Annotated in this window: 27 protein-coding genes and 1 tRNA gene; 18 read left to right on the top strand and 10 right to left on the bottom strand. The window is 39.3% G+C overall.

The genetic code is table 11. From position 1 onward, the window contains the following. Both I6L31_RS11785 and I6L31_RS11780 read right to left on the bottom strand, forming a co-directional pair. A complete protein-coding gene (locus I6L31_RS11785) occupies positions 1-1,419 on the bottom strand; it encodes an NAD(P)/FAD-dependent oxidoreductase (protein WP_005001050.1) in 1,419 nt (472 codons plus the stop codon). A gap of 30 nt (positions 1,420-1,449) precedes the next feature. Further along, on the bottom strand, positions 1,450-2,778 hold the full coding sequence (locus I6L31_RS11780) for an APC family permease (RefSeq protein WP_005001048.1): 1,329 nt from the start codon (positions 2,776-2,778) through the stop codon (positions 1,450-1,452). A 99-nt stretch (positions 2,779-2,877) separates the two neighbouring features. On the opposite strand from I6L31_RS11780, the gene I6L31_RS11775 reads away from it, so the two are divergent. Beyond that, complete coding sequence (locus I6L31_RS11775) at positions 2,878-3,237, top strand: COG3415 family protein (protein WP_005001046.1); 360 nt, start codon at positions 2,878-2,880, stop codon at positions 3,235-3,237. Positions 3,238-3,559: 322 nt separating this feature from the next. On the opposite strand, the gene I6L31_RS11770 is transcribed toward I6L31_RS11775, so the two are convergent. From I6L31_RS11770 to I6L31_RS11760, 3 genes are read right to left on the bottom strand one after another with little or no spacing between them, the layout of a single operon-like run. Continuing rightward, positions 3,560-3,955 carry a DUF4870 family protein gene (locus I6L31_RS11770; RefSeq protein WP_005001045.1) on the bottom strand — a complete coding sequence of 132 codons (396 nt, stop codon included), beginning with the start codon at positions 3,953-3,955 and terminating at the stop codon, positions 3,560-3,562. Positions 3,956-3,987: 32 nt separating this feature from the next. Then, positions 3,988-4,617 carry a DUF1294 domain-containing protein gene (locus tag I6L31_RS11765; protein ID WP_035271581.1) on the bottom strand — a complete coding sequence of 210 codons (630 nt, stop codon included), beginning with the start codon at positions 4,615-4,617 and terminating at the stop codon, positions 3,988-3,990. 11 nt (positions 4,618-4,628) lie between these two features. Further along, on the bottom strand, positions 4,629-5,579 hold the full coding sequence (locus I6L31_RS11760) for a homoserine kinase (RefSeq protein ID WP_005001041.1): 951 nt from the start codon (positions 5,577-5,579) through the stop codon (positions 4,629-4,631). Between the two features lie 113 nt (positions 5,580-5,692). Here I6L31_RS11760 and hisF point away from each other — a divergent pair, with 113 nt between their 5' ends. Beyond that, entirely contained in the window at positions 5,693-6,451 is a 759-nt protein-coding gene (gene hisF / locus I6L31_RS11755; protein ID WP_005001040.1) for an imidazole glycerol phosphate synthase subunit HisF, read from the top strand. A 63-nt stretch (positions 6,452-6,514) separates the two neighbouring features. On the opposite strand, the gene I6L31_RS11750 is transcribed toward hisF, so the two are convergent. Beyond that, entirely contained in the window at positions 6,515-7,162 is a 648-nt protein-coding gene (locus tag I6L31_RS11750) for a sterol desaturase family protein (RefSeq protein WP_005001038.1), read from the bottom strand. A 105-nt stretch (positions 7,163-7,267) separates the two neighbouring features. On the opposite strand from I6L31_RS11750, the gene I6L31_RS11745 reads away from it, so the two are divergent. Further along, complete coding sequence (locus I6L31_RS11745; RefSeq protein ID WP_005001037.1) at positions 7,268-8,269, top strand: helix-turn-helix transcriptional regulator; 1,002 nt, start codon at positions 7,268-7,270, stop codon at positions 8,267-8,269. A 139-nt stretch (positions 8,270-8,408) separates the two neighbouring features. Next, the gene (aqpZ, locus tag I6L31_RS11740; RefSeq protein ID WP_005001036.1) at positions 8,409-9,098 is read left to right on the top strand and encodes an aquaporin Z; all 690 of its coding nucleotides are present in this window, start codon (positions 8,409-8,411) and stop codon (positions 9,096-9,098) included. A gap of 49 nt (positions 9,099-9,147) precedes the next feature. Here aqpZ and I6L31_RS11735 read toward each other — a convergent pair whose 3' ends face one another. Beyond that, the gene (locus I6L31_RS11735) at positions 9,148-9,390 is read right to left on the bottom strand and encodes a hypothetical protein (protein WP_004994464.1); all 243 of its coding nucleotides are present in this window, start codon (positions 9,388-9,390) and stop codon (positions 9,148-9,150) included. A 69-nt stretch (positions 9,391-9,459) separates the two neighbouring features. Further along, the gene (locus I6L31_RS11730; protein ID WP_201686714.1) at positions 9,460-10,533 is read right to left on the bottom strand and encodes a DNA/RNA non-specific endonuclease; all 1,074 of its coding nucleotides are present in this window, start codon (positions 10,531-10,533) and stop codon (positions 9,460-9,462) included. Positions 10,534-10,792: 259 nt separating this feature from the next. On the opposite strand from I6L31_RS11730, the gene I6L31_RS11725 reads away from it, so the two are divergent. After that, positions 10,793-11,230, top strand: coding sequence for a hypothetical protein (locus I6L31_RS11725; protein WP_005001034.1), 438 nt, complete (start codon positions 10,793-10,795; stop codon positions 11,228-11,230). Between the two features lie 74 nt (positions 11,231-11,304). Here I6L31_RS11725 and I6L31_RS11720 read toward each other — a convergent pair whose 3' ends face one another. Then, positions 11,305-13,185 (bottom strand): potassium transporter Kup, encoded by a 1,881-nt coding sequence (locus tag I6L31_RS11720; RefSeq protein ID WP_004991903.1) that lies wholly within the window; start codon positions 13,183-13,185, stop codon positions 11,305-11,307. Positions 13,186-13,308: 123 nt separating this feature from the next. Between I6L31_RS11720 and I6L31_RS11715 the strand changes: the two genes are divergently transcribed. The 5 genes from I6L31_RS11715 (at position 13,309) to I6L31_RS11695 (ending at position 17,086) form a co-directional block, all read left to right on the top strand. After that, a tRNA-Ser gene (locus I6L31_RS11715) sits at positions 13,309-13,398 on the top strand. 207 nt (positions 13,399-13,605) lie between these two features. Then, the gene (locus tag I6L31_RS11710; RefSeq protein WP_005001032.1) at positions 13,606-14,874 is read left to right on the top strand and encodes a tyrosine-type recombinase/integrase; all 1,269 of its coding nucleotides are present in this window, start codon (positions 13,606-13,608) and stop codon (positions 14,872-14,874) included. Between the two features lie 81 nt (positions 14,875-14,955). Then, the gene (locus I6L31_RS11705; protein ID WP_005001025.1) at positions 14,956-15,219 is read left to right on the top strand and encodes a helix-turn-helix transcriptional regulator; all 264 of its coding nucleotides are present in this window, start codon (positions 14,956-14,958) and stop codon (positions 15,217-15,219) included. Positions 15,220-15,223: 4 nt separating this feature from the next. Further along, the gene (locus I6L31_RS11700) at positions 15,224-15,541 is read left to right on the top strand and encodes a hypothetical protein (RefSeq protein WP_005001023.1); all 318 of its coding nucleotides are present in this window, start codon (positions 15,224-15,226) and stop codon (positions 15,539-15,541) included. A 309-nt stretch (positions 15,542-15,850) separates the two neighbouring features. Further along, complete coding sequence (locus tag I6L31_RS11695; RefSeq protein WP_005001019.1) at positions 15,851-17,086, top strand: hypothetical protein; 1,236 nt, start codon at positions 15,851-15,853, stop codon at positions 17,084-17,086. 737 nt (positions 17,087-17,823) lie between these two features. On the opposite strand, the gene I6L31_RS11690 is transcribed toward I6L31_RS11695, so the two are convergent. Then, on the bottom strand, positions 17,824-18,054 hold the full coding sequence (locus tag I6L31_RS11690) for a helix-turn-helix domain-containing protein (RefSeq protein WP_035271577.1): 231 nt from the start codon (positions 18,052-18,054) through the stop codon (positions 17,824-17,826). Positions 18,055-18,141: 87 nt separating this feature from the next. Between I6L31_RS11690 and I6L31_RS11685 the strand changes: the two genes are divergently transcribed. The 8 genes from I6L31_RS11685 to I6L31_RS11650 all read left to right on the top strand — a co-directional run bounded on the left by I6L31_RS11685 (position 18,142) and on the right by I6L31_RS11650 (position 25,541). Then, complete coding sequence (locus I6L31_RS11685) at positions 18,142-18,456, top strand: LysM peptidoglycan-binding domain-containing protein (protein WP_005001015.1); 315 nt, start codon at positions 18,142-18,144, stop codon at positions 18,454-18,456. Between the two features lie 78 nt (positions 18,457-18,534). Next, positions 18,535-18,996 (top strand): IS66-like element accessory protein TnpA, encoded by a 462-nt coding sequence (gene tnpA / locus I6L31_RS11680; RefSeq protein ID WP_005001013.1) that lies wholly within the window; start codon positions 18,535-18,537, stop codon positions 18,994-18,996. Beyond that, positions 18,993-19,328 carry an IS66 family insertion sequence element accessory protein TnpB gene (gene tnpB, locus I6L31_RS11675; protein WP_005001008.1) on the top strand — a complete coding sequence of 112 codons (336 nt, stop codon included), beginning with the start codon at positions 18,993-18,995 and terminating at the stop codon, positions 19,326-19,328. The genes tnpA and tnpB overlap by 4 nt, the downstream gene beginning before the upstream one ends. A gap of 74 nt (positions 19,329-19,402) precedes the next feature. Beyond that, on the top strand, positions 19,403-20,986 hold the full coding sequence (tnpC, locus tag I6L31_RS11670; RefSeq protein ID WP_035271574.1) for an IS66 family transposase: 1,584 nt from the start codon (positions 19,403-19,405) through the stop codon (positions 20,984-20,986). Between the two features lie 603 nt (positions 20,987-21,589). Next, complete coding sequence (locus tag I6L31_RS11665; protein WP_005001001.1) at positions 21,590-22,396, top strand: TIGR04255 family protein; 807 nt, start codon at positions 21,590-21,592, stop codon at positions 22,394-22,396. Beyond that, complete coding sequence (locus tag I6L31_RS11660; protein ID WP_005000999.1) at positions 22,393-23,001, top strand: hypothetical protein; 609 nt, start codon at positions 22,393-22,395, stop codon at positions 22,999-23,001. The genes I6L31_RS11665 and I6L31_RS11660 overlap by 4 nt, the downstream gene beginning before the upstream one ends. Before the next feature lie 18 nt (positions 23,002-23,019). After that, positions 23,020-23,853, top strand: a complete 834-nt coding sequence (locus tag I6L31_RS11655) for a hypothetical protein (protein WP_005000996.1) — start codon at positions 23,020-23,022, stop codon at positions 23,851-23,853. Between the two features lie 518 nt (positions 23,854-24,371). Continuing rightward, the gene (locus I6L31_RS11650; protein ID WP_005000995.1) at positions 24,372-25,541 is read left to right on the top strand and encodes a tyrosine-type recombinase/integrase; all 1,170 of its coding nucleotides are present in this window, start codon (positions 24,372-24,374) and stop codon (positions 25,539-25,541) included. The last annotated feature ends 139 nt before the right edge of the window (positions 25,542-25,680 follow it).

Here is a 25,680-nt window from a genome sequence, read left to right as displayed (position 1 = left end):
CTAAAACGATACCATTTTGCCTGGATTCATCGCAGCACCGACGCCATAAAATCCTTTTGCCATTGGAATAACTAAAGGTGCTAAAGCTCTGCCCCACAGAATATCTTGATGCTGAATCTGGGTCAGCATTTCAAAGTCATCTGGCTGCCCACAAAAATCATCTGCAATGGCTTTGCCAATGCGGACAGTCTGCGCCACGCCATGACCGCTCCAGCCATGTACGGCATAGACAGGAAATTTATCCCCTGATTTACGGCTATCAGTTGCACCGTTGACGGTCAAATCAGTTGTGCCACTCCAGACAAAATCGAGTTCGACCTGTTCTAATTGTGGAAACACATGCAATATGCGACCTTTCAAATATTGTGCTGTTTTCTCAGCATTCCAGCAAGTTCCTGTGCCTTGTCCACCAAAAAGGAGTCGATTATTGGAAACTCCACGGTAATAATCAATTTGAAATTGGGTGTCATATACCGGATGATCCTGTGGCAATAATTGCTTTAATTCAATATTAAGCGGCGCGGTGGTACAGACATAGGTATAAAATGGAATGGTGGTTTGATTTTTTTGTTCCAGCAATTTAAAAGACGCATGATGCACGGCTAATACCACACTTTTTCGCGCTTTAATGCATCCTGTATTGGTCTGAACATAAATCCCGTCCTCCCGTTCTTGTATCGAGACCACTTCGGTATGTTCATACACTTGCCCACCTTGCTGACAAAATCCATAAATTAGTCCACGATTGAGCGCTAAAGGATGAATATGTCCGCCTAAGCGATCAACTAATCCCCCAAAATAACGATCAGACTTCACATATTCGTAGAGTTCATGTTTACCCACCACCTGCGTATGGTTTTCACCCAGATATTTTCGAGCATCTGCTCCTTGTGTCAATGCAACCAAATGTCCTTCATGTACTGCGGCGGTAATATGCCCATGTTTACGTGCCGCATCAATTTGATAACGCGCCAAAATTGAATCAATCAACTGCATAGCTTCAGTTGAAGTAAACTGCCATAATTTTTTGGCATCAGCATGACTGAGCTGCTCAATCATTTCTTCTGCCTCCCAACGTGCAAGACCGGGGGTAAGTTGTCCGCCGTTACGTCCTGAAGCACCGCTCCCTATCCGATTTTTTTCAACCAAAACGGTGTCAACGCCTTGTTCAGCCAGATGTAGTGCCGTAGATGCACCGAGTAAGCCTCCACCAATGACCAAGACATCACACTCAAGATCAGTTTGTAAACTTTCAAATTGATGCCAATCTGCCAGAGAACTTTCATAATAATTGGCAGCATGCTCGATATGCCCATGTTGTGGAGCAATCCAGTTCCACTCTTTCTCACTTGTCATAGCTTGGCTAACTTTAAATTCTACATCATTCAACAGCACGGGTTTCATTAACAGATTTTTCATTTGTTCAACTCACTTTCATTCCAATATTTATTAAGCATTGCTCATGACAACACTTTGCTTTCTCAATTTTTTATAGATAAAAATAGCAATTCCCAGACTGAGCCAAACACAACCAAAATGCAGTGCCGCAGCATCAAGGTTAAACCACAGACAGACAATGGCCGCGACAGAGAAGATCGGAAGCACAAGATTTTTAAAAATATTGTTCCAGCCTTTGTTCTCACCTTTCTTGATGTAAAAATGCATAAAGACCGAGAAATTAACCGCAGTAAACGCAATAAGTGCACCGAAGCTAATCAGACTGACCACCGTTGCCAAATCCAGCAACATGGCAGTCATGGAAATCGCGCCAATAACCAAAACGGAATACAGTGGTGTACCGAGTCTGGCATTAAAACTGCCAAAAATCTTTTTGTAGAAAATACCATCTTTACCCATGATATGGATCAATCGTGCGGCACTGGCATGGGTTGCCAAACCTGAAGCCACCGTATTCATAATCTGCCCGCACAAAAAGATCGCCTGAAACAATGCCCCACCCACATATAACACAATCTCTGGTAAAGCCTCACTTGGATGCTTAAAACGTGTGTTATCTGGAAAATACAACTGAATAAACCATGAAGCGCTGATGAAAATAACACCACCTGCCAGCGTGGTTAAAATCACTGCTTGAGGAATCACTTTTTTTGGTCGCTCGGTTTCCTGCGACAATGTCGTGACTGCATCGAAACCAAGAAAAGAAAAACATAAAATTGATGCGCCTGCGATCAATGGAAGCAGTTGAGGATCTCCATTCCAAAGTGGGGTAAGCGTAAGCACATGTTCATAGCCTTCGGTCGTCCCAATTCCTTTAATGACCAGATAAATAAATACCAGCATTAGCACAATCGGCGCAAAAACAAACAATAAGCTCAAGTTCGCCAAAATCTGGATGCGAAAACAATTCACCAATGTGACCAAAGCTGCTGCCAGCATCACCCAGAACCAATATGGCATCGCAGGAATCAAGGCATGTAAATAAATCCCTGCCAATAAAGCATTAATTAACGGCAAGAGAAGATAATCCAGTAAGGCACACCATCCCACAAAGAAACCTGCGGTTGTCCCACAACTTTCAGCGGTATAGCTATAGGCCGAACCAGGTCGTTCTGAACAACGACTAAATCTTGCATAGCTAATCGCAGTCAATAACATGGCCACCAGCGCCAATAAATAAGCCAAGGGCACTCGCCCGTCAGTGGTTTCAGAAACGATGCCAAAAGTATCAAACACCGTCATAGGTGTCATATAAGCGATGCCGACAATGACCACTTGCCACAAGCTCAACTTTTTGGTTGGAAATTGCTCATTTTCCATTTTATTGTAACTCGCAATAAAATAATGTTCAGTGATTATTCTTTTGCAACAACTATGCCATATAATAAAAAAATTATTTTGAACCAATCTGAGAATAAAATGCCACGCTACTCGATTGAAACGCGTAAAGCCGCGATTGCAGCCTACAAAAAAACCGACTACAAGCTTGCTGTCTGTAAAGAATTCAACATCTCCAGAGTCACACTGGATGCATGGATTAAGCTTGAAGAAGAGACAGGAAGTTTGACCCCAAAACCCACCAAAAAACGTGGTGTACCCGCGCATATTAAAGATTGGGATGCATTCCAAGCATTTGTAAAAAATACAAAATTTCAAAATATTAGTGATTTAATTCCCTTATTTGAACAGGAGTTTGGCTATTCAGTTTCCTATGCGGTCTTGGTTCGTGCAATCCATGTTTTGGGTCTACGTCGTCGTAAAGGTCGCTTCTATGGTTAGAACAAATACAAAATTTAGCGACAAAAAAAACAGAGATTTTTTGTAATTTTAAAATATTAAAAATGTAAATTTAATTTATTAAAAAAGTAAAATATTTAAATTAAAAAAGTAAATTTAAATAAATCAAAATGTAATGTTTAAATATTAAAAAAGTAAATATATAAAAATTAAAAGGTAAATTTTATAAATCAAAAATGTTTAGTTATTATTAACACTGTTTTCAAAATAGCGCAGCAAAGTGAGCAAGTATTGTTCAAATTGCACTATTATTAAGCAAAAAAAGAGAAGCAATTCGCTTCTCTAGACCATGACAAATTCTAAACTATTGATACATGGCTTTATTATCATTTAAGGCAATTAGGCCGCGTATTGCACGATAGACAATCCAGATCCAAGCAGCGGCAATCACAACTACGCAGAAAGTACTCGCAGATAAGGCGACACCTGCAAATAAATTGTCGTTATCACCAGTAAAAAATAAAAAGAAGAACGGTACAAAAGCAATGATGTTCCAGAACAAATACCACCAAAATGTGCGAATTTGCCAAGTAAAGTGACTAGCAAGCCATGTCCCTTCAACATCACGACGTTTTACGTAATTAATGATGAGGGCCACGATTGCTAACAGCCCTGCACTAAAAATAGCGGCGATGTATAAAATATAAAGAACCAGCGTTAAGGTTTTATTGGATTGCAGTTGTTCTAAAGAATTGTTCATAGAGACACCTTTGGATTTATTGTATTGATCCTCTAACGTAGTACTACATTTAACGGAGAAATCAGCCAGAGTAATAAAAGTATATTTAACACTATGGTACAAAAATAAATTTTCCTAAAGGGTTGTTTTTGTGTTTTATGTCGCAATTTTTGTTGCGCTAACCCTGCCGCAGGCCAACCGCCCAAAAAAGAAATAATATGCAAGGTTTGTTCAGGCACACGCCGATTTCCCAGTTGCGCGGCTTCTTTGTCTTGCGCATACAACCAATAACTCAAGACATTCATCAGTGCAATAAAGATAAAACTATAAGCAGGTAATAGATGTATAAAGCTGAGAAGGGCAACAATGACAATATAAACCACTGCTGCAATTTGCATCGGTTTAAGTGAAGATGCACGAGCGGTGGAAACTGGACGTTTTTTATTTGCAGCTAAAGCGCGAGTTTGTGCCGCCTTTAAATAAATCACCTGCTTGGCACGATAGCGTCCTCGCTCATCCAAAATCACCAGATATTCCAGTGCACAGCCGACGATTGGTCGTGGTCCAGAACGAGCAAAATCCTTGATATGTAAAAAAACACGGTCTTTATCCGCATCATTAGGTTGAATAAAACCGTACCCTTTTTCATCGAACCATTCAATTAATCGTCCCTGATCACGCATCATGGTTTTCCTTAATCTGTTAAAGCGGCTAAACGATTTTGCAATAATTGTCGCATTTCTAAAGGATTTTTTTGCAAAATATCTTCACTCTCTCGCACTTCCTGCGCATTACGCTGCGCGACTTGCAATCGTAATAACCAAAATCGACAAGCAGCCATCGCCAAATAAACCCTCAAACAGGCTTGTTCATCTGAAGTCAGTGTACGAACCGTTTGATAGCCTTCGATAAATGCATTGAATTGATCCGAATTAAGCTGTACCGTCGGATGTTCGGTACAAAAATCATTGATCGCAATGGCAATATCAAATAATAGATCATCCTGATTCATTTCAGAAAAATCTAAAATCCCCTGTAATTGATCTCCCTCAAACAGAGTGTTATCTCGGAATAAGTCGGAATGAATCCATCCCTGTGGTAAATCACAATGTTGCTCACGCTGCTGATTAAATAAGCGATAAACACGATCTAATAATTCTAAATCATCTTGACTCATATAGGCTTTAAGCTGATCGGCAACACTTGTCCAATAAGCGTGGTTGCGATAACTTTGACGTTCAAATTGAACATTCTGTAAGGCTAAATGTAACTGTGCCTGTGCTTGACCAATCGCAAATATTTGCTTAAGTGTTGGTGGAATGGGATGCTTTCCCGCAATTCTTGGAGCAATTTGAGCGGGTTTATCGGCAATAATATGAATAAATTGTTCTGCATAACTTAAAGGCACAGCAACAGGAATATCTTGCTGACCTAGATATTGTAATACTGGCGGCAATTCATTTGCGCCTTGCAAATCCAGTTCTTCAAACACCGTCAACACGTATTGTTGATGATCCTGCGTCACTAAAAAATAATTGGTGTTTTCAATTCCTCCCTGAATGGGAATCAAGTCCATCACCTCTAATCCATAAGGCGAAGCAAATGCTTGAACTTGTTCTAAACTCAACGGCGTATAAACCGACATAGAAAACCTGCGTGCAACAATTATAAGTTTGATAGAATAGCGCTACAGTTTACCAAGATTCTGCTCTGTCTCGTGAACTTTATTGATTTTGACCAATATCGCTGGATGTCACCATGCTTGCAAAACGTATTATTCCCTGCCTTGATGTCGATAATGGCCGTGTCGTCAAAGGTGTTCAATTTTTAGATATTCGTGATGCAGGTGACCCTGTTGAAGTGGCGCGTCGCTACAATGAGCAAGGCGCCGATGAAATCACGTTTCTGGATATTACCGCAACACATCATGGGCGCGACACCACTTATCGTACTGTAGAGCGTATGGCAGAAAGCGTATTTGTGCCATTAACCGTTGGTGGCGGTGTGCGTAAAGTCGAAGATATTCGTGCGTTGCTCAATGCAGGCGCAGACAAAGTCAGTATCAACTCTGCCGCGGTGTTCAATCCTGAGTTTGTACAGGAAGCCTCTCAACGTTTTGGGGCGCAATGTATCGTAGTCGCGATTGATGCCAAAAAAACAGGCGAAAATAAATGGGAAATTTTCACCCATGGCGGTCGCAAGCCGACGGGTATTGATGCGCTTGAATGGTCGGTCAAAATGGCAGAATATGGCGCTGGCGAATTATTAGTGACCAGTATGGATGCAGATGGGACTAAAGCAGGTTATGACATTGCCCTGATGCGTGCCATTAATGATCGAGTTTCGATTCCCACCATTGCTTCTGGTGGTGTTGGAAATTTACAGCACATGGCAGATGGTATTTTACAAGGTGGCGCAGATGCCGTTCTGGCGGCCAGTATTTTCCACTTTGGACAATATACCATTCCTGAAGCCAAAACATTTTTAGCGGAACAAGGCATTGAAATGCGCCTTTAACTTCTAACACATCTCTTGAAATAATATAAGGGCAGTTCAGTTTGACTTAACTGCCCTTTATTTTTAAGCGACGGAAGTTTGCGTTTGCATCTCTTCTGCGGTCGAAGCCTCTAGCAATTTTGGCTTTTGTTCAATGTATTGGGCTGGAAAAAAGCGTTCAATGGCGGTGGTCAACTTTTCAGACCATTTTTCAGGTAATCCTAAACCTAAAGGATTGGCCTCTTTTAAATCCGCAGATGAAACAACTCGTGTTCCCAAAATATAATCAAACCATGGCCGAGTCACGCCCCAATTTGCATCCTGATTTGAGTTCATGTGATGATCATAATGCCAAGGAACACGGCGTTTTGCCCAGTCAGGTTCAAGATGGGAACGACGGTGTACATAAAAATAATTGCCTGCACTATAGCAAAATGCCAACGCCATACCTTTTGAAAATGGATAGACAACCGCACTTGAAACAATAGCGACTACAGCTAAGGCACCAAGTTCATTACGAGTACGCCAGTGATGCAATCCTTCCACATAGCATTCGTCATGAAACTCAGTTTTGCGCACTTCGCGATGATGCGCCCAATGTGACTCCATTTGCTTTGGTGTGGGGCTAAAACGTGGCTGACCTTTTCGATGTACACCATGTAATAAATACTTGTGTGCTACCCATTCAAAGCCATTGGCTAAGACTAAACCGGCTACAAAACCTTTTATCATTTTAAATAATCCTCCCTTTTGACTTGAATATAAGAATTTTTCTATGCTATGTATTGACTCATTTTCATCATTCATTGACAAAACACGACAAAAGAGCACTAAAGGATGGCTTTAATAAAAAATTATGCGGGATCAGTCTATGGAGGGCTGGGACATTTATTAAAATTATATTGTGAATCACAACATCTTGTTGTTCCGCCTAAGCTGCTTGAAATTCAAAATCTGGAACGTTTCGATTATGTGATCTGGCGTGATTTGCTGGAACAAATTCAAGAGTTACAACCGCAAACGGGTCTGGGGCTACGTATCGCAAAATATGTACAACCCAAGCACTTGGGTATTTTGGCCTATCTGGCATTATCCTGTGAAAGTCTAGGTGAAGCACTTCATCGTTATCAGGATTTTCATCGACTGGTTTATGATGGCAGTCCCTTAAAAGTTGAGTTCGTATCGCCCTATTTTTCGATTCGCTGGGAAGAAACCGAACTGCATCCCACTCAACTGACCGATGAAATCGCGATTGCTTTAATGGTTGAATTTTTACAGCAGTTTATGTGTAAAGAACAAATTCAGTTACACGAAATACATTTCATCAATCCTCCTCCTAAAGATGCTCGAGTTTACGAACGCTATTTTCATTGCCGAGTACGCTTTTCTCAAGCCAAGACACAAATCCTCATTCCGATAAGTGAAGCTAATAAAGTGATTGGTAATGCAGACCATACCCTACAACAATTATTGATGCGCCAAGCACAAGAACTATTACAAGAGTTACCTCATTCCAATCAACTCGATCAGCGTTTACAACAAGCCATTTTGAAAGGCTTACAAAAGAACGAATATCAAATTGATCAAATCGCAGCGCAATTGGGCTTATCGGTACGTCAATTACAACGTCATTTACAACAACATAATATGACTTTTCAGCAACGAACCCAACAAATCCGCTATATGCTGGCGCTTGAATATTTAAAAGATCCTCATTTGAGCTTACAGGAAATCGCATTATTGCTCTGTTATTCAGAACAAAGTGCTTTTCAACGTGCGTTTAAACAATGGAGTGGACTGACACCACAACAATGGCGACAGCAGTACGTTCATCATTAAATTAAAATAAGACATGAAATAAAAAATTTATCTTCTTGCTTAAATTCTCAGATAGAGATAAAAATAAAACCATAATCGCACAAATATTAACCACAGCAAGCGATTTATAAGTTCAAAAACAAAAGTAAGAGAAAACAAAATGCATAAATATTTAGCAGAGTTCTTAGGTACATTCTGGCTGGTTTTCGGTGGTTGTGGCAGTGCAGTATTGGCCGCCGCATTCCCTGAACTGGGTATTGGCTTTCTAGGTGTTTCATTTGCCTTCGGATTAACTGTATTAACAGGTGCTTATGCCTTTGGGCATATTTCTGGTGCGCATTTTAATCCAGCGGTAAGTGTTGGCATGTGGGTTGGCGGTCGCTTAGATGGCAAGGAGGTCATTCCTTATATTATTTCACAGGTCATTGGTGCGGCTGTTTCGGCGTTTGTGCTGTATATCATCGTACAGGGACAAGCAGGCTTTTCAGGTACAGGTGGTTTCGCCACTAATGGTTATGCTGAGTTATCACCGAATCATTTCTCATTAGGGTCTGCATTCTTAATTGAAGTCGTACTTACCGCTTTCTTCCTGATCATTATTTTACTATCGACACATCGAAATGCGCCTGCGGGTTTTGCACCTATCGCCATTGGTTTAACTTTGACTGTCATTCACTTGATCAGTATTCCAGTCACCAATACCTCTGTAAATCCTGCACGTAGTACAGGAGTTGCTCTTTTTGCCGAAACCGCTGCTTTAAGCCAATTATGGTTATTCTGGGTTGCTCCCATTTTAGGTGCGATTGTGGGCGCGTTCATCTATAAAGTGGTGATCAAAGAAAAAGACTAAGATTTAAATGTCAAAAAAACAGTCTTTTTAAAGGCTGTTTTTTTCTTCGTTATAAAAACGGATTATCAATCTCTTGTTCAGTTTTGGTCTGAATTTTCTCGGGAAGTGGCTGTTTCTCAAGTTCAGTCACCATTGCATTCACCAATGCCTGTAATTGTTTTGCCAGTTGCAAGCCATGTTGATCTTTGGTGATCTGCAAATTGCCATATAAACTCACACAATCGATCTGATTTTCAAGTGTTAAGTCCTCAATACTGGATGATTCATTTCCATTCTCAAACGGTTTAAACATTTATTTAAGGCTCTTTGATGTTTTCTATCATTTGAAATTAACCTATTTTGCAACTTCTGCACGATTGATTTATCTCAAAATTTGTAAAAAATAATGCAACAGTGCATCGACCAATTGTTTGATCATCGCTTGTTTGGTGTCTTCATCAATCCCTTGGGCTTCAATAGGTACCGCTTGCTGTTTTTGCTGCGTAAATTGTTTCTGCACGGCGGTCAGGGTTTGCTGCTCGACATCTTCCGCACACTGGCTTTCACCATCCCAATGTAAATAGCTCAATGCTTTTTGTGCTTTGACGGCATTGGCACTGAGGGGAAGTTGATAGACATTACGTTTTTGTTCTTCGGTCAATTGTGGAAATACGTTCATTCCGAGCTTTTCTTCGAGATAGCATACGCTGACTACCCTAACCTGTAATGAATTATCGTTCGGCGCATAATATGCACCAATTGCCCCTGTTTTTGGTAAATAAATGATCTTATATACGGCGCTTGGAACGATCACTCCGCGCCCGATCGTTTTTAATTTTTTTCCTTCAAAGACTGGTCCTGTCACCACATAAACGTCCTGTTTCTGCTTCGTCACCAATGCACGGGTAGCTTCTTCAAGTTCACGCCAAACTTGTTGATTATTTTTAGGCGCTTGCGGCACCATATTAGCCAGTGAAAAACTATCGTATTGTGCTGTGGTATTGCCCATATCGCCATTCGGTGCCATGTGTCCACGGTCATAACCCGAACCACGATAGTCGCTTAATAAAGCTCGATGCATCTCTGGAATTCGGGTTTCTTCATGAAAATTATCTTCGCGCTTAATTCGATTACTTAAACGTTGTGGAGTCAATTTTTCTGCTACCCAAAGCGGTGTTTTTGAAACACCTGAATACATGACATTAAAGTCATGAAAACACAGGGCATAACTATTTTTTTGTAGACTGTCTTTTGCTAAAACTGGAGGAATATCGCGATAAAACTGACTGAGACACGCGCTATTATTTGAAATCGGACTTATCCATTGTGAAACTTTACCCTCACCAAAAGCAATCACAAAACTGCCTGCCGCAACTGAGCCCAAAAAAAATTTACCAATATGTTGTTTGATCCAAGAGAAATCTGAACTTGCTCGGGTCTTTCTTCGTGCCACAATCTTCTACATCAAATCAAGAGTCTAAGTAAAAGCTTAACAATTCAAGTTTTCACTGTATATTCAGTCAGATCTCATTTGATTAAAGCAACAGCACAATTTGATCAATAAACAATCTATGCGCGTAACAGTTTGTCGTTTTATTTTTATCTTTGACCATGTGATTGGTCATGTTTCGTATATTTAATTGAAACAACAAGAATGGCTATGCGAAGGTAGGCTCACGATGAACATGAAAAATGATTAAATTTAGGAGTCTCTTATGCGCACTCAATTCATTGCTGTAGCTTTCGTAACAGCCTCATTGAGTATGACTGCTTTCGCAGAACAACCTGTTCAGGCGGGCGAAACTCTAGAAAGTTTATCCAAAGCCAAAGTGACGACAACGGTAAATGGGCAACCTGGTTCGCTTGAAGAGTTAGTTAATAGCGGCAAAGTTCAGCTTATTTCTGCTCAATCTAATCCAGTGCAAACTCAGTCCATGAACTCACAAGACGTTCAGGCTGTCACACCGCATCAAAGTGAAATGGCAGACCCTGCTGCTACACCAGCCCCATCGATCGATCCAAATGCACCAGCGCAAGCGATGCCTGAATCTGCTCAACCAGAAGCACCTGCAATGCAAGCAGCGCCAGCAGATGTGCAGGATCAAAATAGCAATGCAGCTCCTGAGCAAATCTCAGCGCCAGTGACTCAATAACTTGAACTTGCTCGCTATCCAATAAAAAACCAGAGTCATTGTGACTCTGGTTTTTTTATTTCATCAATTTGGATTTAAATTTCAATCTGGCTACCCAGTTCTACCACACGGTTAGGTGGAATCTGATAAAAATCGCTGACAGGACTGGTATTTCGTTGCATTGAAATAAACAGTTTTTCACGCCACGGCGACATGCCATCTCCAACCGTATGAATCAATCGATCACGTGAAATGAAGAAACTGATCTGCATCATATCAAAATCAAAGCCCCATTCATCATAAGCCTGTTCGAGTGCCTGAGGAATATTGGGCTGATCTTTGAAACCGTAATACATAAAGATACGATAAAAATGATCATTCAATTTTTCAAATTTAATTCGATCCTGCTGCGCCACATAGGGAATATCCCGCGTATATACAGTCACCATGACATTACGCTCATGTAACACTTTATTGTGCTTGATATTATGTAGCATCGCATGTGGCACAATATTCGGATTACCTGTCAGGAATATCGCTTCGCCTGGCACAAAATGCGTTTCATTACTCGAACCAATACTCTGGATAAACAGGCTCATTGGCAATGCATCTGTTTCTAAACGATGATAGACAATTTCACGACCACGTTTCCAAGTCATCAAAATCGTAAACACCACAATACCAATGACAATTGGCACCCAACCGCCTGCCAAAATCTTGAGCGAAGTAGATGCAACAAAAATACCGTCCAAGGCTAAAAATGGAATCGCAAACATCGCGACTTTCCACCACGGCCATTTCCATGCACCATAGGCCAATACAGAAATCAAAATCGTGACACACAGCATGGTCATAGTAACCGCCACACCATAAGCACTGGCCAGATTACTGCTGCTTTCAAATAATATAATTAAAATAAAAACTGAGATATACAGTACCCAGTTAATAAACGGCACATAGATTTGCCCCTGCTCGACATCAGAGGTGTGAATCACACTTAAACGCGGTAAATAACGCAATTGAATGGCCTGGTTGACCATTGAGAATACGCCAGTAATCACCGCCTGCGACGCAATTACGGCAGCAGCTGTAGCCAAACCAATCATCGGGTATAAAGCCCATTCGGGTACCAGTAAATAGAATGGATTTGAAACCGCTGCTGGATCGCGCAGTAGCAATGCACCTTGACCTGCATAATTAAGTAATAAACACGGGCAAACGATAATAAACCATGCCAACCGAATAGGCAGACGACCAAAATGCCCCATATCGGCATATAGTGCTTCTCCACCAGTCATGGTCAAAACCACAGAACCCATCGCAATAAAGGCAATAAAAGGTTGGTGAATCGCAAACTCAATGGCCCATAAAGGATTTACGAACAAGAGAATATGCGGTGTCTGAATAATGCTCCATAGCCCCAATAAGCCAATCGAAATAAACCAGACGAGTGTGATTGGACCAAAAAATTTCCCCATGGTCGCCGTACCATGTCGCTGTACCACAAAGAGTGCAGTCAAAATTCCTAAACCAATCGGCATCAGCCATTTATCAAATGCAGGCGTGGCAATGCTCAAACCTTCGATCGCAGAAAGTACTGAAATTGCGGGGGTAATGATACCATCTCCAAAAAATAGAGAAGCCCCGACAAATCCCAAAGCAATGAGACACATTTTCTGATTTGGAGTGAGTTCTTTTATGCGCAGTAATAATGCCAAAAGCGACATAATACCGCCTTCGCCATTATTGTCTGCACGCATCACAATGGTGACGTATTTAAAACTAATGGATAAGGTGATACACCAAAAAATCAGGGAGAGAATACCAAATACTGTGGCTTCGGAAATCGTAACATGCGCACTGGTAAAGGTTTGTGCAAATGCATAGAGTGGACTGGTTCCAATATCACCAAATACCACGCCTAACGCTGCTAGCGTAATCGCGGGCAATGCGGCTTTTTTTGCAGGACTTTGCATACTCAATCTTCAATATTTGAACAGTATTTTTGCGCCATATTAACATTAAGTTATTTTTTTTTCTGCAAATCAATTGTTTTAAGCTTGGCAGCATGTCTTTTTTTAGCTATTATCGCTCGCCTTGGTGAGGTGTCCGAGTGGCTGAAGGAGCACGCCTGGAAAGTGTGTATACGTTTACGCGTATCGAGGGTTCGAATCCCTCTCTCACCGCCAAATTCGATTTTTACGGTAGTGCACCGTAGTTCAAAAAGCTTGATCTTAAAAGGATTGAGCTTTTTTTATGTCTGATACACTACGGCGCAAAACGGTAGCATACCAACAACTATGTTGGTATATTTGTTGGTATCAAGCCGAAAAATTAAAATTTCTGCTCATTTTTCTTTTTCATTGAAAAAAGTACCAACAACTGAGGTCATTATTATGGCTAAAGAATCGAATAAATTAGATGCAAAAACGGTTAAAAATCTGACTGCTGATCCAGAACAAGATAAAAAATATTCTGATGGTGGCGGTTTATATTTACTTGTGAAGAAGAATGGTTCTAAGTATTGGCGAATGAACTATCGCCATCCAATTAGCAAAAAACAAAATACTTTAGCCTTAGGCACGTTTGAACAACTCCCCCTACAGCAAGCCAGACTCAAGCGTGAACATGCCAAGCAATTACTATTACAAGGCATTGATCCAGCAACAGAGCGAAATCAAAACAGGAATGAAAAAAAGGCAACTTTTGAAAACACTTTTAATAAGTTTTGTCAGGAATGGCTAAAAACTAGAGAACTTGAAAATAAGGTTGATAGCGAAACGATTCGTAAGCTAAATAAAGATATTCTGCCGTTTATTGGTGATATGCCAGTGGTCAATATGACCGTTGAACAACTGGAACGTGATGTCACGGATCGAGTTGTGGAACGTGGTGCATTGGAATCAGCACGGCGTATTAAATCCATCATGGCAATGGTTTTAAAATTAGCAGTAAAGAAACGAGTCATTACCTATAACCCAGCGTATGACATTACCCTACCCCAACCAATTAAGGGCAACCATAACGCCATCACTGATGAAAAAGAGCTTGCCGAGCTGTTACACAAGATGTGGCGATTCACTAAAGATAATCCTCGAAATCGGCTCACCACCGAACTGGCCATGAAGTTGTCTGTTTATATATTCCAGCGTCCCAATGAAATACGCGGCTTATTATGGGAATCGGTAGATTTTGAAAGACGACAACTTTCGTTCTCTGCCAGTAAAACTCACCAAGAACACATAGTTCCACTCTCCAGACAGGCTTTTGATATTTTGAAAGAGCTACAGGATCTACGGACGAATTCAGCCTATGTATTCCCTAGTGTGAAAACAGGTCGTGAATGCATGAGCGAAGATACTATTCGACAAGGATTAATCCGTATTGGCTATAAAGGCAGACATACAGCACATGGCTTCAGGGCTACAGCTAGAACAATCCTCGATGAAGAACTGGAGTATAGAACGGACATTATTGAGCATCAATTGGCGCATACCGTAAAGGATCCAAATGGTACTGCATATAACCGTACCGCCTTTTTACGCCGTAGACGTGAGTTGATGCAACTATGGGCTGACTATTTAGATACCTTGCGTCAAGGTGGTGACGTTTCTCAATTCAAGCCACAAAATAGCAATTTAATCGAATTTAATAAAATTGGATAACAAATATCGTTTGGCTAAAAAAAAATCAAACATGAACTACTGCTGACTATAATGCATTATGAACACATTTAGGACAGTCTAATGCAACAGTATTACAGAATGTATGATCTAGCTACAACAGCGGCAAGATCGTCAAGAATTTATACAACCAAAGATGGTAAGACCCGAATAATTAAAGGACGCCCAGAACATAAAGGTTTATTGCCAATGGGGGAGAGTACCATCTGGGAAAAAGTACGCTCTGGTGAGTTTCCTAAGCCCATCAGATTATCTGAACGTGTGACAGTTTGGCGTCAAGAAGATATTCAAAATTGGATTGAATCAAAGGCTAAAGCAAGGAACTAATCACGTGATTGATAATGAATATTTCGAAGATAATGAATATTCCGAAGAAGCTGAATATTTCGAATCGATAGCAGATGCAAATCCAATTTTATTTGATCACTCAACCCAAGAAGGAATCATTAATCAAGCTGTATTTGAGTTTATTACCGAGCATACAACGGAATTTGATTTAAATAGTTCCGAAAGTGTTGAGGATGCAGCGGAATATATTCACACCTATCTTTGTAGTCGCGGTGAACAACTAAGATTAAAGGGTTTTAATACATTTACTGACTTTGAATTTGATGATGTTTTAAACGCCCTTAAAACAGCATTGAGGTGAATATGAAGGATGTTCTAAATCGCTGGGAAGCAGCGAAATACATTGCCTCAAAGCTTGGCAAAGATCCTCAATATTGGTATGGCTATTTGCGATCTAACACAAACGCTAGAAGCCGAGCATTAAAAGAACATCGGTATAAAATAAGTGTACATGTTTTGGATGGAGAATTAGCGTACACAAGATTCTCTTTACAAGAGTTTGTTAGAGTTAATCTAACCATTCATTCAAAAAATTAACAACAAAAAGGCGGAATTTTGACTGAATCCCGCCTTTTTGTTGTCTTGAACTGTTATTCAAGAGGAAAATACCTTGCAATCAGATTATAGCATACAAACTCTTACAGGCGAGCAAATTTCACACATTGAGTGCCTGTATGAAGGCAGAGACATCAGAAGAACAAATAGTGGATTAGATTATTTTGGTAACCTGAATTCTTTAGAAGAAATATTAGCAAAAGAGCTTGATGATCTTTTAAAGTCTTATGACGATGAGACAACTACTACTCTATTTGAACCAATTGAATCTATTAGCTCATTTGATTCAATTCAAAAAGTTAATAGAGTTATGGATGGTTTAAAGCGCCGTGTTCTAGCTAATGCAAAATTAGCAGAAAAAATGGAAACAGAAATTTACAGCAATATTAACAGTTATGAATTTGACTGGATGGGTATTCAAATCAAGCCCTGTATCGATGTGCTTTGTTTGTATTTTGAGCCAAAAAAAGCAACAAATAGAAGCCTCATTAAGCAATTCATCACTCGTCAAACTAGTCATAGATACTATATTAGGAATGATGATTCAGGTATTAGCAAAGCTGGAACCGGATTTATCATCCATCTTCACAACATTAATAAAAAGAAAGACTTATATAAAATTATTAAAATTTTATCAAAACATTACGAAGCCTCTATCTCCTCAATGAAAATTAACTCTATTGAATTAGCGGTTGATTTCATCAAAACCCCACATATCGGTTTGATTACAGCGTTATTTAAATCTCTAATATTGAAACAAGGCATCATTCAACTAAACAAACAAGGTAAGCCAGACTTTCGAATTTTCAAATATTCGCAAGGGCCTATCCCATTGTCACCACATAGTTTGTTTAATAGACTTAAAAACGGTTGGAATATTGCTATTAATCATAGAGATAATGACTCAATTTACTATCATTTTTATTACAAGACAACAGATAACAATGGCATACCTTTACCTCGTGAGAAATGGTGTATTCGTGTTGAAGTCCGTTTGAAAGAAGTTATATTAAGTAGTATCGGCAATGATCTAGTTAATTTTAATCATTTATTGAGACAAGGATTCAAGTATTTGAGATTTACACAACTCAGATCTGATGTATCTCATGAAGATAAGCTAATCTATAGTAACAAGGTTAAACCGTTCGGGATGGAAGTAGAAAGTCACTATGATCAATCGAGAAATAAAACGAATCGTAATAACATCGCAGAAAAGAATGCTAATCTAAACACTGAAATAAGCAAATGCTCAAGTAATTTTGCAAGGTTTAACCTAAAGATGTATTCGTAAAAACTTCTCAAATTAATTGTAATTACATTTCTTTTCTAACGAATTGATAGCAATTGTTGGGCTATAGTCAGAATAAGCAGTGTCTCCTATTAACTGTACCTAATATTATTAAGCTATAAGAGACATTGCTTAACTATTACAATCACAATAAAGAACACTATTAGGCGATCATTTATTAATCATTATAAAAGTCAGCATTTATACAACTTTCGATGATAGAGTCATTAATTCAACTTTAAACGCACATATATAACAGTTAAAGGTAAAATGATGAGCATACAGTAAATAACGGAAGATCAATTCACAACACTAGTAATAGACTTAGTAGATAGAAGAGAGGCTCAAGCTTTAGATTTGGGTGGAATGTTAATCATGAAAGCCAATGGCGGTAAAGTTTTGATTCAATCAGCATCAGACAGCAAATATTTATTAATCACTTAAGATTAATTAAAAGAGCCGAAGTCTTAGAAAAAACGGACTTCGGTTTAAGTATTGCATGTGAATCGTTTGACTATTTTTTGAATTAACCTTGTCACAAGATTTTCTTTTTAGAAGTCAAAATTTTTGGGAATGAAACCTTGAAAAGCTTATCCATATTGCGCGTTAAATTCAAAACTCATCACAGATCGAACAATAAACGATTAGAGCGCGATTAAAGTTAATTCAGCCCTTGTATGGTGAGATGATCTAAACTACCTTTTAACGCAATCGACAGCCGATTTCGTATTTTCTTTTAGCTAATCAACTAAAATTTTGATCAAAAAATCTCTATCAGCACCCAATGCTTTCAACCATTCTTTAAGTTCAATTACATCGACCCTTCGATCAAAATTTTCTACCTTAGCTATGTATTGCTGCGGTTTATCCAATTTTGAGGCAAGTTCAACCTGAGTCACATTTTTTGACTTTCGATAGCTCACTATTTCTTTGATTAGAGCTTGATAGGCAGGATTATGGATTGAACGCATGCCAAGAATATCAAGCACGCAAACAAATACACCAACTTGGTGTATTATTAAAGCACCTAAACTATATAATTGAATATACGGAAATTTATGAAAAAGCTTTTAATGCTAGTTTTCTTTTTGATAAATTGCTCACCTATAGCTGCTAATGTTCAAAGTAATATCTACGATGAATACACAGTTAAGGCAGGCGATACTTTACATAGTATCGCCAAAGCTCATAATACAAGTTATGAAGAAGTGGCTAAAGACAATAATCTACAAGCTTATAAAATTACAGTTGGACAAACCCTTAAACTCCCAAAAGCTTTAAATAATACTGAGTACGAAAGTCTTATAATCCAATCAACACCTAAATGCTCCAGTCGAGAAGATTGTGACACAAAAATGGAAGCTGCTAAGTAAGCGTCCGCTGAACCCCACTTTTCTTATTTTCTCAATATCCCGATAGTGTCCATTATTTATTAAATGGACATTATGTTTATGGCCTTAGACACTTTTATAGACACTGAACAAACGACAGAAAGAACCCGCAGAATCTTCGCAACTGAGTTTAAACAGCACCTGGTCGAGCTTTGCCTGCAGCCAGACACATCGGTGGCCAAGGTGGCAATGCAACATCAGGTCAATGCCAATCTGCTACATAAATGGATTCGCCAGTCCAGATCAATGGTCCCGGCATTAAAAAGCCCACCCAGTCCACAGACCGACTTTCTTCCCGTCATTCTTCACCCGACGCCAGTCAGACAAGAAGCACCTCTGCCACCTGACGCAACTAAACAAGAAACACCTCCACCACCTGTGCCGGAGAAGAATGCTGTCGCTCATATCAGGATTCCACTGCATAAGGAACAAGGTTCCGCAAGGGATCAGATGATCGAGATCGACTGGCCGGTGGAATCTGCAATGGAATTACTGCCTTTACTTCAGGGCTTGATCAAATGATCCGTATCGATGAAATCTGGCTCTCTACCCAGCCGATGGATATGCGTGCAGGTATGGATACTGCCATGGCTCAGGTGCTGAGAGCATTTGGCTATATCAAACCACACTGCGCTTACCTGTTCTGTAATAAACGTGGTCATCGCATGAAAGTGCTGGTGCATGATGGACTGGGTGTCTGGCTGTGTGCCCGACGACTGGAACAGGGTAAATTTCACTGGGCTCAGGTTCACCAGGGTGAAACCGTGGCGATCAGCCCGGAACAGTTACAGGCACTGATCCAAGGTTTAGCTTGGCAGAGAATCGGACTGCAGCAAGTGGTAACAATGCTCTAAACCAAGCTCATCCATTCTGCTATTCTCCAAACGTTTTATTTACACATATTCATGATCTCAGCCATACTGTGGTCATGAATACGCTGCCTGATTTAAGCCAACTGACCCATACACAACTGCTGGAATTCACCAGGCAGTTGGCGCTGCAGCATCAGTCTCTAGCACAATCAAACCAACAATTGGATGCCAAAGTTCAACATCTTTCTATTCTCAATCAAAAATACGAGCATGAACTCGCACTATTTAAACAGCACAAATTCGCCCAAAAGAATGAACACTTAACGGCAAAACAAATCCATCTCTGGGATGAAGCGGTTGAAGAAGATATTGCCGCGGTTGATCTAGAACTGGAACGGCTAAATGCAGATAAAACCGATGCAGCGACAGAGAAAGCCACAGTCAACAAACCTAAACGTCGACTGCTGCCGGATCATCTACACACCATCCGTATTGAGCATGAACCTGCATCAACCCAATGCAGTTGTGGCTGCCAGTTACGTCGTATCGGCGAAGATATCAGTGAAAAACTGCATTTCAGACCGGCACAGTTCTATAAGGAACAGCATGTACGTGGCAAATGGGTCTGTGATCAGTGTGACACCCTGACTCAGCAAGCGATGCCCGCCTATGTGATTGATAAAGGTATTGCCAGTCCTGAACTGCTCAGCCATGTGCTGGTATCGAAGTATGCCGATCATTTGCCGCTGTACCGTCAGCGCCTGATCTATCAGCGGGCGGGCATTGATCTGTCCAGATCCACGTTATCTGACTGGATTGGTCGCTGCGGTGTAGAACTGGAACCTCTGGCCAATGCCTTAAAACAGGTGGTGCTGCAACAGCGGGTGATCCATGCCGATGAAACGCCGGTCACCATTATGCGGATGGGTGAGAATGAGAAAAAACCGAAGAAAGGTTATGTCTGGGCCTATGCCACCACACAGTACAATCCAGTTCAGGCAGTGATCTATGACTTTCAGGATAGTCGTTCAGGTCAGCATGCTGAAGCGTTCCTGAATGGCTGGCAGGGTCATCTGGTCTGTGACGATTACAGTGGTTATAAAGCACGCTTTAAATCAGGCCAGGTCATTGAGGTGGGCTGCATGGCGCATGCACGTCGTAAATTCCATGAGCTACATGTGACTGGGAAAAGTCAGATCGCTGAACAGGCATTACTGATGATTCAGAAACTGTATGCGATAGAAGCAGAACTCAGGAAAAAGACCGATAGTACAGCAGAACACCGCCGCGAATATCGGCAAAAGCATAGTCAACTGGTGATGCAACAACTGTATGAATGGCTCAACCAACATTATCTGACGGTGCCATCGAGTTCTCCAACTGCCAAGGCGATCAATTACAGCCTAAAACGTTGGCAGGCACTCTGCCGCTATCTGGATGATGGTAATCTACCCATTGACAATAACTGGGCAGAGAACTCAATGCGCCCCTGGGCCTTGGGACGAAAGAACTGGCTATTTGCAGGTTCGCTGCGCAGTGGTCAACGAGCAGCCAATATCATGACTTTAATCCAGTCAGCAAAGCTGAATGGGCTGGATCCGTATGCCTATCTAAGTGATGTGCTGAAAAGGCTGCCGACACATAAAGCGACCCAGATTGAAGAGTTACTGCCACACTGCTGGAAACCTAAATCGAATTAAAAATTGGTATGGGGTTCAGCGGACGCTTACGCTGCTAATTTATGGGTCAGTAAAAATGCAGATTACAAAATTAGATCGGCAAACAGCGTCCTAATTGAGACCTATGCTCCACGCGAATTTAAAGGCGATATCATCGTATCAATCGCAAAAGAATCAACTGGTGAAAAAGGAAACTATGCAATCGTAGCCACAATGTCATGCGGTAACCCAAGCATGTTTAAAGGCTACAATCCAATGACAAGCTGTAAGCGTAATGTTTACCGAGATATTCTTAAATTCAACGAATTCGTGAATAGTTATTAACCTGTATATTCTATTAATTGGAAAAAATAGTTTCTCACTCATACAGAACTGAATTTTGCAGAACCATGTTTTTTGCCTAATTTTCTGCCCTTCACTGGCAGAATATAGCTTATGACATCTAAGTACGACTCTTTAATATAAGAACATGACTAAAAATTAGCTTACAGCATTCAATGAATGCCTAAACAAATTTTGAAACCCAATCGTAAAAACCTATGGAGGTATATATTCCAACAAATATCAAAAAAGTGTAAAGTGAAGTGTAAACAATATTGCTTTTATAAAGGTTTGAGGCTTCAGATGGGAAGTGTTTTGAGTAAACCGCCAGTGTTTCATACTCTAGTACAAATTAATATTAAAGAAATTCCTGACTTTAAAGATGTCATTGATTTAATTCATAAAGAATTTTACAAATCGGGCTTTATTGATAAAAAATCAGAAGAAATTGAAGAGTTAGAGTTTACCGTTCATGTAGCTCAACCTAAAGTAAAAAAAATGACTTCTTGGCATTTCATAAATTTTGAACAAGATGCAGGTTTTGTAGTAAATCCAAATTTTATCGTATTTCATACTACTAATTATTTAGGTTTTGAAAAATTCAAAGAAGCTCTCTTATTAGGTATGGGGATTATCAATAAGCATTTAGAGATGATCGTAATTGAGCGTATAGGCTTGCGATTCCTAAATGCTGTGATCATACAAGATGGTGAGCAAGTTGATAATTATTTGGTAAAGGATTTACTTTCAGTTCAAGATAAACTTGGTTTAGATGAGGAATGTTTTAAAATTCAGCATGCAATGAATGAGAAAATTTTGATAAACGAAAATTCTAATGAAACCTGTGTTTCTCGTATTGTTTCAGCAAAACTTGCGAATAGTAATCCTCTGTTACCACAAGAATTAGTACCATTGATTCAACATTTAAAACTCAAAAAAGAATTAAATAATATTACTGGATTAATGACCTTAATTGATTTAGATACTTCTAAAGTTGGTATTAGAGTTAAGTCTACAGAGATTGCTGAGTGGAATACATATTTTGTTAGACTGCATGATAATCTTTCAAATGTGTTTAAAAGTATAGTTAATGTGGAGGCATTCAGATGACCGTAATAGCTTATAGTTCTTCTCAATACGTCACTCCGAAATCTAGAACATCACTAACAGAAATTTGTTTAGCTGGCATAGTTGGTTTTTTTGGGGCAATGGGCACAGGAAGTTCTTTAAACCCAAGAGCCACATTGGAACATGCTGCATATGTAATTCCATTGGATAGCAAAAAAGAAGAACTAGATACTTCTAAAAAAGTGACTTATTTGACTATTTCTGAGCAACTTGAATTAATCAAAAATAGTTTTGGTTTGAATATGTCTGCAATGGCTGAACTTTTAAATATTAGTAGACCAACGGCTTATACATGGCTTAAAGGGGAGCCGCCTAAGAATCAAGAGAATATTTATCACACTAATTTTGTAGTAAGCCAAGCAAAAATCTATAGTGAATTAAATTTAGAAAGACCAGATAACTTCATTAAGAGGCCTTTATTTAATGGAGAAAGTTTATTTTCATTGTTAAAAATGGGAGAAACCATTTCTGAGCTAGAATATGCTCGTATCAAAGAACTAGACTTAAAAGAATCTCAAACTAGAGCTAGTGGATTAAAAAAGAATGCGTTTAGGACATCCGATGATGTTTTGGATGACTTGGCATAATGTAAATGGGAGCTAGCTTTGACTTGTATAGTTAAACCTCAGTGTGAGTGTGGAAGAGTTATTGCAAAATTCAAACAAGGCTCAATTATAAAAGTTAGTGACCTTTATCTTGGTGACCAGTCAAATTTTGAAGGTGAAAACTATGTCTTCGTGATATCACATGATTGTGATATCACGGCAGAAGCGGATAAAGAACCTGATATAGAGGTTTTGAAAGTCCAAATTTTAGATGAGGGTGAGCAGGATCCGAATTTGATATATGGTAAAAGCCCAAGAGAAATTGATTTGCCAGTCTTTATTGATGGTATTCAAAAATATTTAAAATTATCTCAGTTAACTAAAACAAAAATCAGTAAGCAACATAATCAAAATGTTATAGCAGATGATAGCTTAAAGATTGACGATAAAGGAGTGAAATTACTCCGCTCATGGTTATCTTCAAGATATAAAAGACACTCCTTTCCCGAGAACTTAGCACAGAGACTATCTAGGTTGCAAAATAAGATTGAAAGTCGATGTAAAAGTCAGACAAAAGCAAATGGTATTATTGCTTTATTTATTAACGTGGATCCGAATGATCAAGAACTTGAAGATGGAGAACCGTACGAAATAGATATAGCTATTGTATATGAAAGTGAAATAGAGCGAGCTAATGAAAATGCTCAAGCTTTGAAAATTGATATTGAAAAATGTTTAAAGCAAATTGAAACTCAATATCCAAACAGTATTATTGGCAAAGCTAGTATCAGAAGTGATTCAGAATTTACTTTTAAAGATATGCGTTCCTATGTTGAGTGGAGATTCGAGCATCTTTCATTTAGGGGCGAAACAGCAGGTGCAACTGTTGAATAAACAATGACTAGAAAATCTTAAAAGTCTAAGAGAGTAGCTTTTGAACACAATTTTTATAAAAAAGCCTCCTTTGCTTTCCTGTAATTGGACTTAAGAATTCACTAATTTCTCCAAAATAAATTATAACCTTATTCATTAACGGTCAAAGATGAAATCTTTCGAACATTTCGACCTATTATTTTTAATAATAGGAATCAAATACTCGATACGCGTAATTTATAATTAACTTTTCCCACTTGTTGGTATTTATGTTGGTACTTTTTAAAATTTAATCTTTAATATTATTTAAAAACAGTATATTAAGTAATTATTATGGCTTCCTCTCTCACCGCCAAGATGACTACTAACAACATTCCATGTTGTCCTAAAAAGCTTGAATTTAAAGGATTCAGGCTTTTTTTGTGTCTAATTAAATCTGACCATATCTCTTGCAAGCTAGATATAGTTGGGGGTATAACTGGGGGTAAAATAATTTACCCCCATTTTTTTACCCCCAAATTCTAAACGGGATAATCCATATGCTTACAGATGCCCAAATCAGAAAGATAAAACCATTAGAAAAGAAGACCAAATACCCTGATGAAAAAGGTATGTATCTAGAGGTTAGTCCGTCAGGTGGTATGCACTGGCGTATGAAGTTTCGGCTTTTTGGAAAAGAAAATATTTTTAGTATTGGTACATATCCTGATACCTCACTTGCACAGGCAAGAAGGATTCGAGATGAAGCACGCTTACAAATAAAAGATGGGATTAATCCGAATGAAGCGAAGAAGCAGAGAAAACTGCAAGTAGATGAAAGCACCCTTTTCAGAGCACTCGCGATGGAATGGATGGAGGGTCGGAAAGCAGTGATTAAAGAAGCGACTTATTTACGTGATTTATCGGTATTTGAAAAAGATCTTTTTCCTGATCTAGGTGACATGCCGATTGATCAGATCAAAGGTAAAGATGTCCTTGCTTGTGCCAAAAAAATTGAAGCGCGTGGTGCGCAAGAAATGGCTAAACGCTCCATTCCTTTAGCTGGTCGCATTTTCCGTTTTGCAATTCGTAAAGGCATTATAGAGAATGACCCCACCCCGCACTTGGGGGAAGCTCTTAAGCCACGTAAAGTAAAAAATATGGCACGTTTGAATATTTCTGAGTTCCCTCCATTTCTTGCACGCATGGATCGATATCATGGTAGTCCTGTGATCAAAACTGCACTTCTGTTGATGACTCTGACATTTGTACGTACCGTCGAACTTAGAAAAATGGAATGGAGTGAAATTGATTTTGAAAATCAATTATGGCGCATACCTGCCGATAAAATGAAAAGAACTATGCCACATATTGTTCCTTTATCTAAACAAGCTCTAGAACTGTTAGATGGATTGAAACCTCTAACTGGCAATCAACAATATGTTTTTTACAATTACAGTACAGCTAAGCCTATCAGCAGCAATGCACTTTTATGTGCAATTCGAACAATGGGCTATAACGGCAAAATGACTGGACATGGATTCCGTGGGCTTGCTTCTACAACCTTACATGAACAAGGCTATATGCATGATGCAATTGAAATACAATTAGCTCATAGAGTTGGTAATGCTGTGTCTCAAGCTTATAACCATGCCCAGCATTTAGACTATCGGGCTAAGATGATGCAGGAATGGTCTGATTTTATTGATAGTTTAAGAAAGAAATTATAGTATTTTTAGAATAAAAGATTTATTTCCCATATATTCATCCATTTTTTAATTAATCATCAAATGGTAAGGGAAGAGTACATAAATCCATACCATCTTCTTTACTAAAATCTTGAGGGTTTAAGCTCTCCAGAATATTAAT

The organism is Acinetobacter septicus, from assembly GCF_019355975.1.
In the GTDB taxonomy this organism is placed as follows: domain Bacteria; phylum Pseudomonadota; class Gammaproteobacteria; order Pseudomonadales; family Moraxellaceae; genus Acinetobacter; species Acinetobacter ursingii.
Note: the sequence above shows the minus strand (reverse complement) of the source record. Positions and strands in the feature narration are given on the sequence as shown.

Coding starts and splice junctions, on each gene's coding strand:
- I6L31_RS11785 (WP_005001050.1), bottom strand. CDS start 1,419: ATGAAAAATCTGTTAATGAAACCCGTGCTGTTGAATGATGTAGAATTT.
- I6L31_RS11780 (WP_005001048.1), bottom strand. CDS start 2,778: ATGGAAAATGAGCAATTTCCAACCAAAAAGTTGAGCTTGTGGCAAGTG.
- I6L31_RS11775 (WP_005001046.1), top strand. CDS start 2,878: ATGCCACGCTACTCGATTGAAACGCGTAAAGCCGCGATTGCAGCCTAC.
- I6L31_RS11770 (WP_005001045.1), bottom strand. CDS start 3,955: ATGAACAATTCTTTAGAACAACTGCAATCCAATAAAACCTTAACGCTG.
- I6L31_RS11765 (WP_035271581.1), bottom strand. CDS start 4,617: ATGCGTGATCAGGGACGATTAATTGAATGGTTCGATGAAAAAGGGTAC.
- I6L31_RS11760 (WP_005001041.1), bottom strand. CDS start 5,579: ATGTCGGTTTATACGCCGTTGAGTTTAGAACAAGTTCAAGCATTTGCT.
- hisF (WP_005001040.1), top strand. CDS start 5,693: ATGCTTGCAAAACGTATTATTCCCTGCCTTGATGTCGATAATGGCCGT.
- I6L31_RS11750 (WP_005001038.1), bottom strand. CDS start 7,162: ATGATAAAAGGTTTTGTAGCCGGTTTAGTCTTAGCCAATGGCTTTGAA.
- I6L31_RS11745 (WP_005001037.1), top strand. CDS start 7,268: ATGGCTTTAATAAAAAATTATGCGGGATCAGTCTATGGAGGGCTGGGA.
- aqpZ (WP_005001036.1), top strand. CDS start 8,409: ATGCATAAATATTTAGCAGAGTTCTTAGGTACATTCTGGCTGGTTTTC.
- I6L31_RS11735 (WP_004994464.1), bottom strand. CDS start 9,390: ATGTTTAAACCGTTTGAGAATGGAAATGAATCATCCAGTATTGAGGAC.
- I6L31_RS11725 (WP_005001034.1), top strand. CDS start 10,793: ATGCGCACTCAATTCATTGCTGTAGCTTTCGTAACAGCCTCATTGAGT.
- I6L31_RS11720 (WP_004991903.1), bottom strand. CDS start 13,185: ATGCAAAGTCCTGCAAAAAAAGCCGCATTGCCCGCGATTACGCTAGCA.
- I6L31_RS11710 (WP_005001032.1), top strand. CDS start 13,606: ATGGCTAAAGAATCGAATAAATTAGATGCAAAAACGGTTAAAAATCTG.
- I6L31_RS11705 (WP_005001025.1), top strand. CDS start 14,956: ATGCAACAGTATTACAGAATGTATGATCTAGCTACAACAGCGGCAAGA.
- I6L31_RS11690 (WP_035271577.1), bottom strand. CDS start 18,054: ATGCGTTCAATCCATAATCCTGCCTATCAAGCTCTAATCAAAGAAATA.
- I6L31_RS11685 (WP_005001015.1), top strand. CDS start 18,142: ATGAAAAAGCTTTTAATGCTAGTTTTCTTTTTGATAAATTGCTCACCT.
- tnpA (WP_005001013.1), top strand. CDS start 18,535: ATGGCCTTAGACACTTTTATAGACACTGAACAAACGACAGAAAGAACC.
- tnpB (WP_005001008.1), top strand. CDS start 18,993: ATGATCCGTATCGATGAAATCTGGCTCTCTACCCAGCCGATGGATATG.
- tnpC (WP_035271574.1), top strand. CDS start 19,403: ATGAATACGCTGCCTGATTTAAGCCAACTGACCCATACACAACTGCTG.
- I6L31_RS11665 (WP_005001001.1), top strand. CDS start 21,590: ATGGGAAGTGTTTTGAGTAAACCGCCAGTGTTTCATACTCTAGTACAA.
- I6L31_RS11660 (WP_005000999.1), top strand. CDS start 22,393: ATGACCGTAATAGCTTATAGTTCTTCTCAATACGTCACTCCGAAATCT.
- I6L31_RS11650 (WP_005000995.1), top strand. CDS start 24,372: ATGCTTACAGATGCCCAAATCAGAAAGATAAAACCATTAGAAAAGAAG.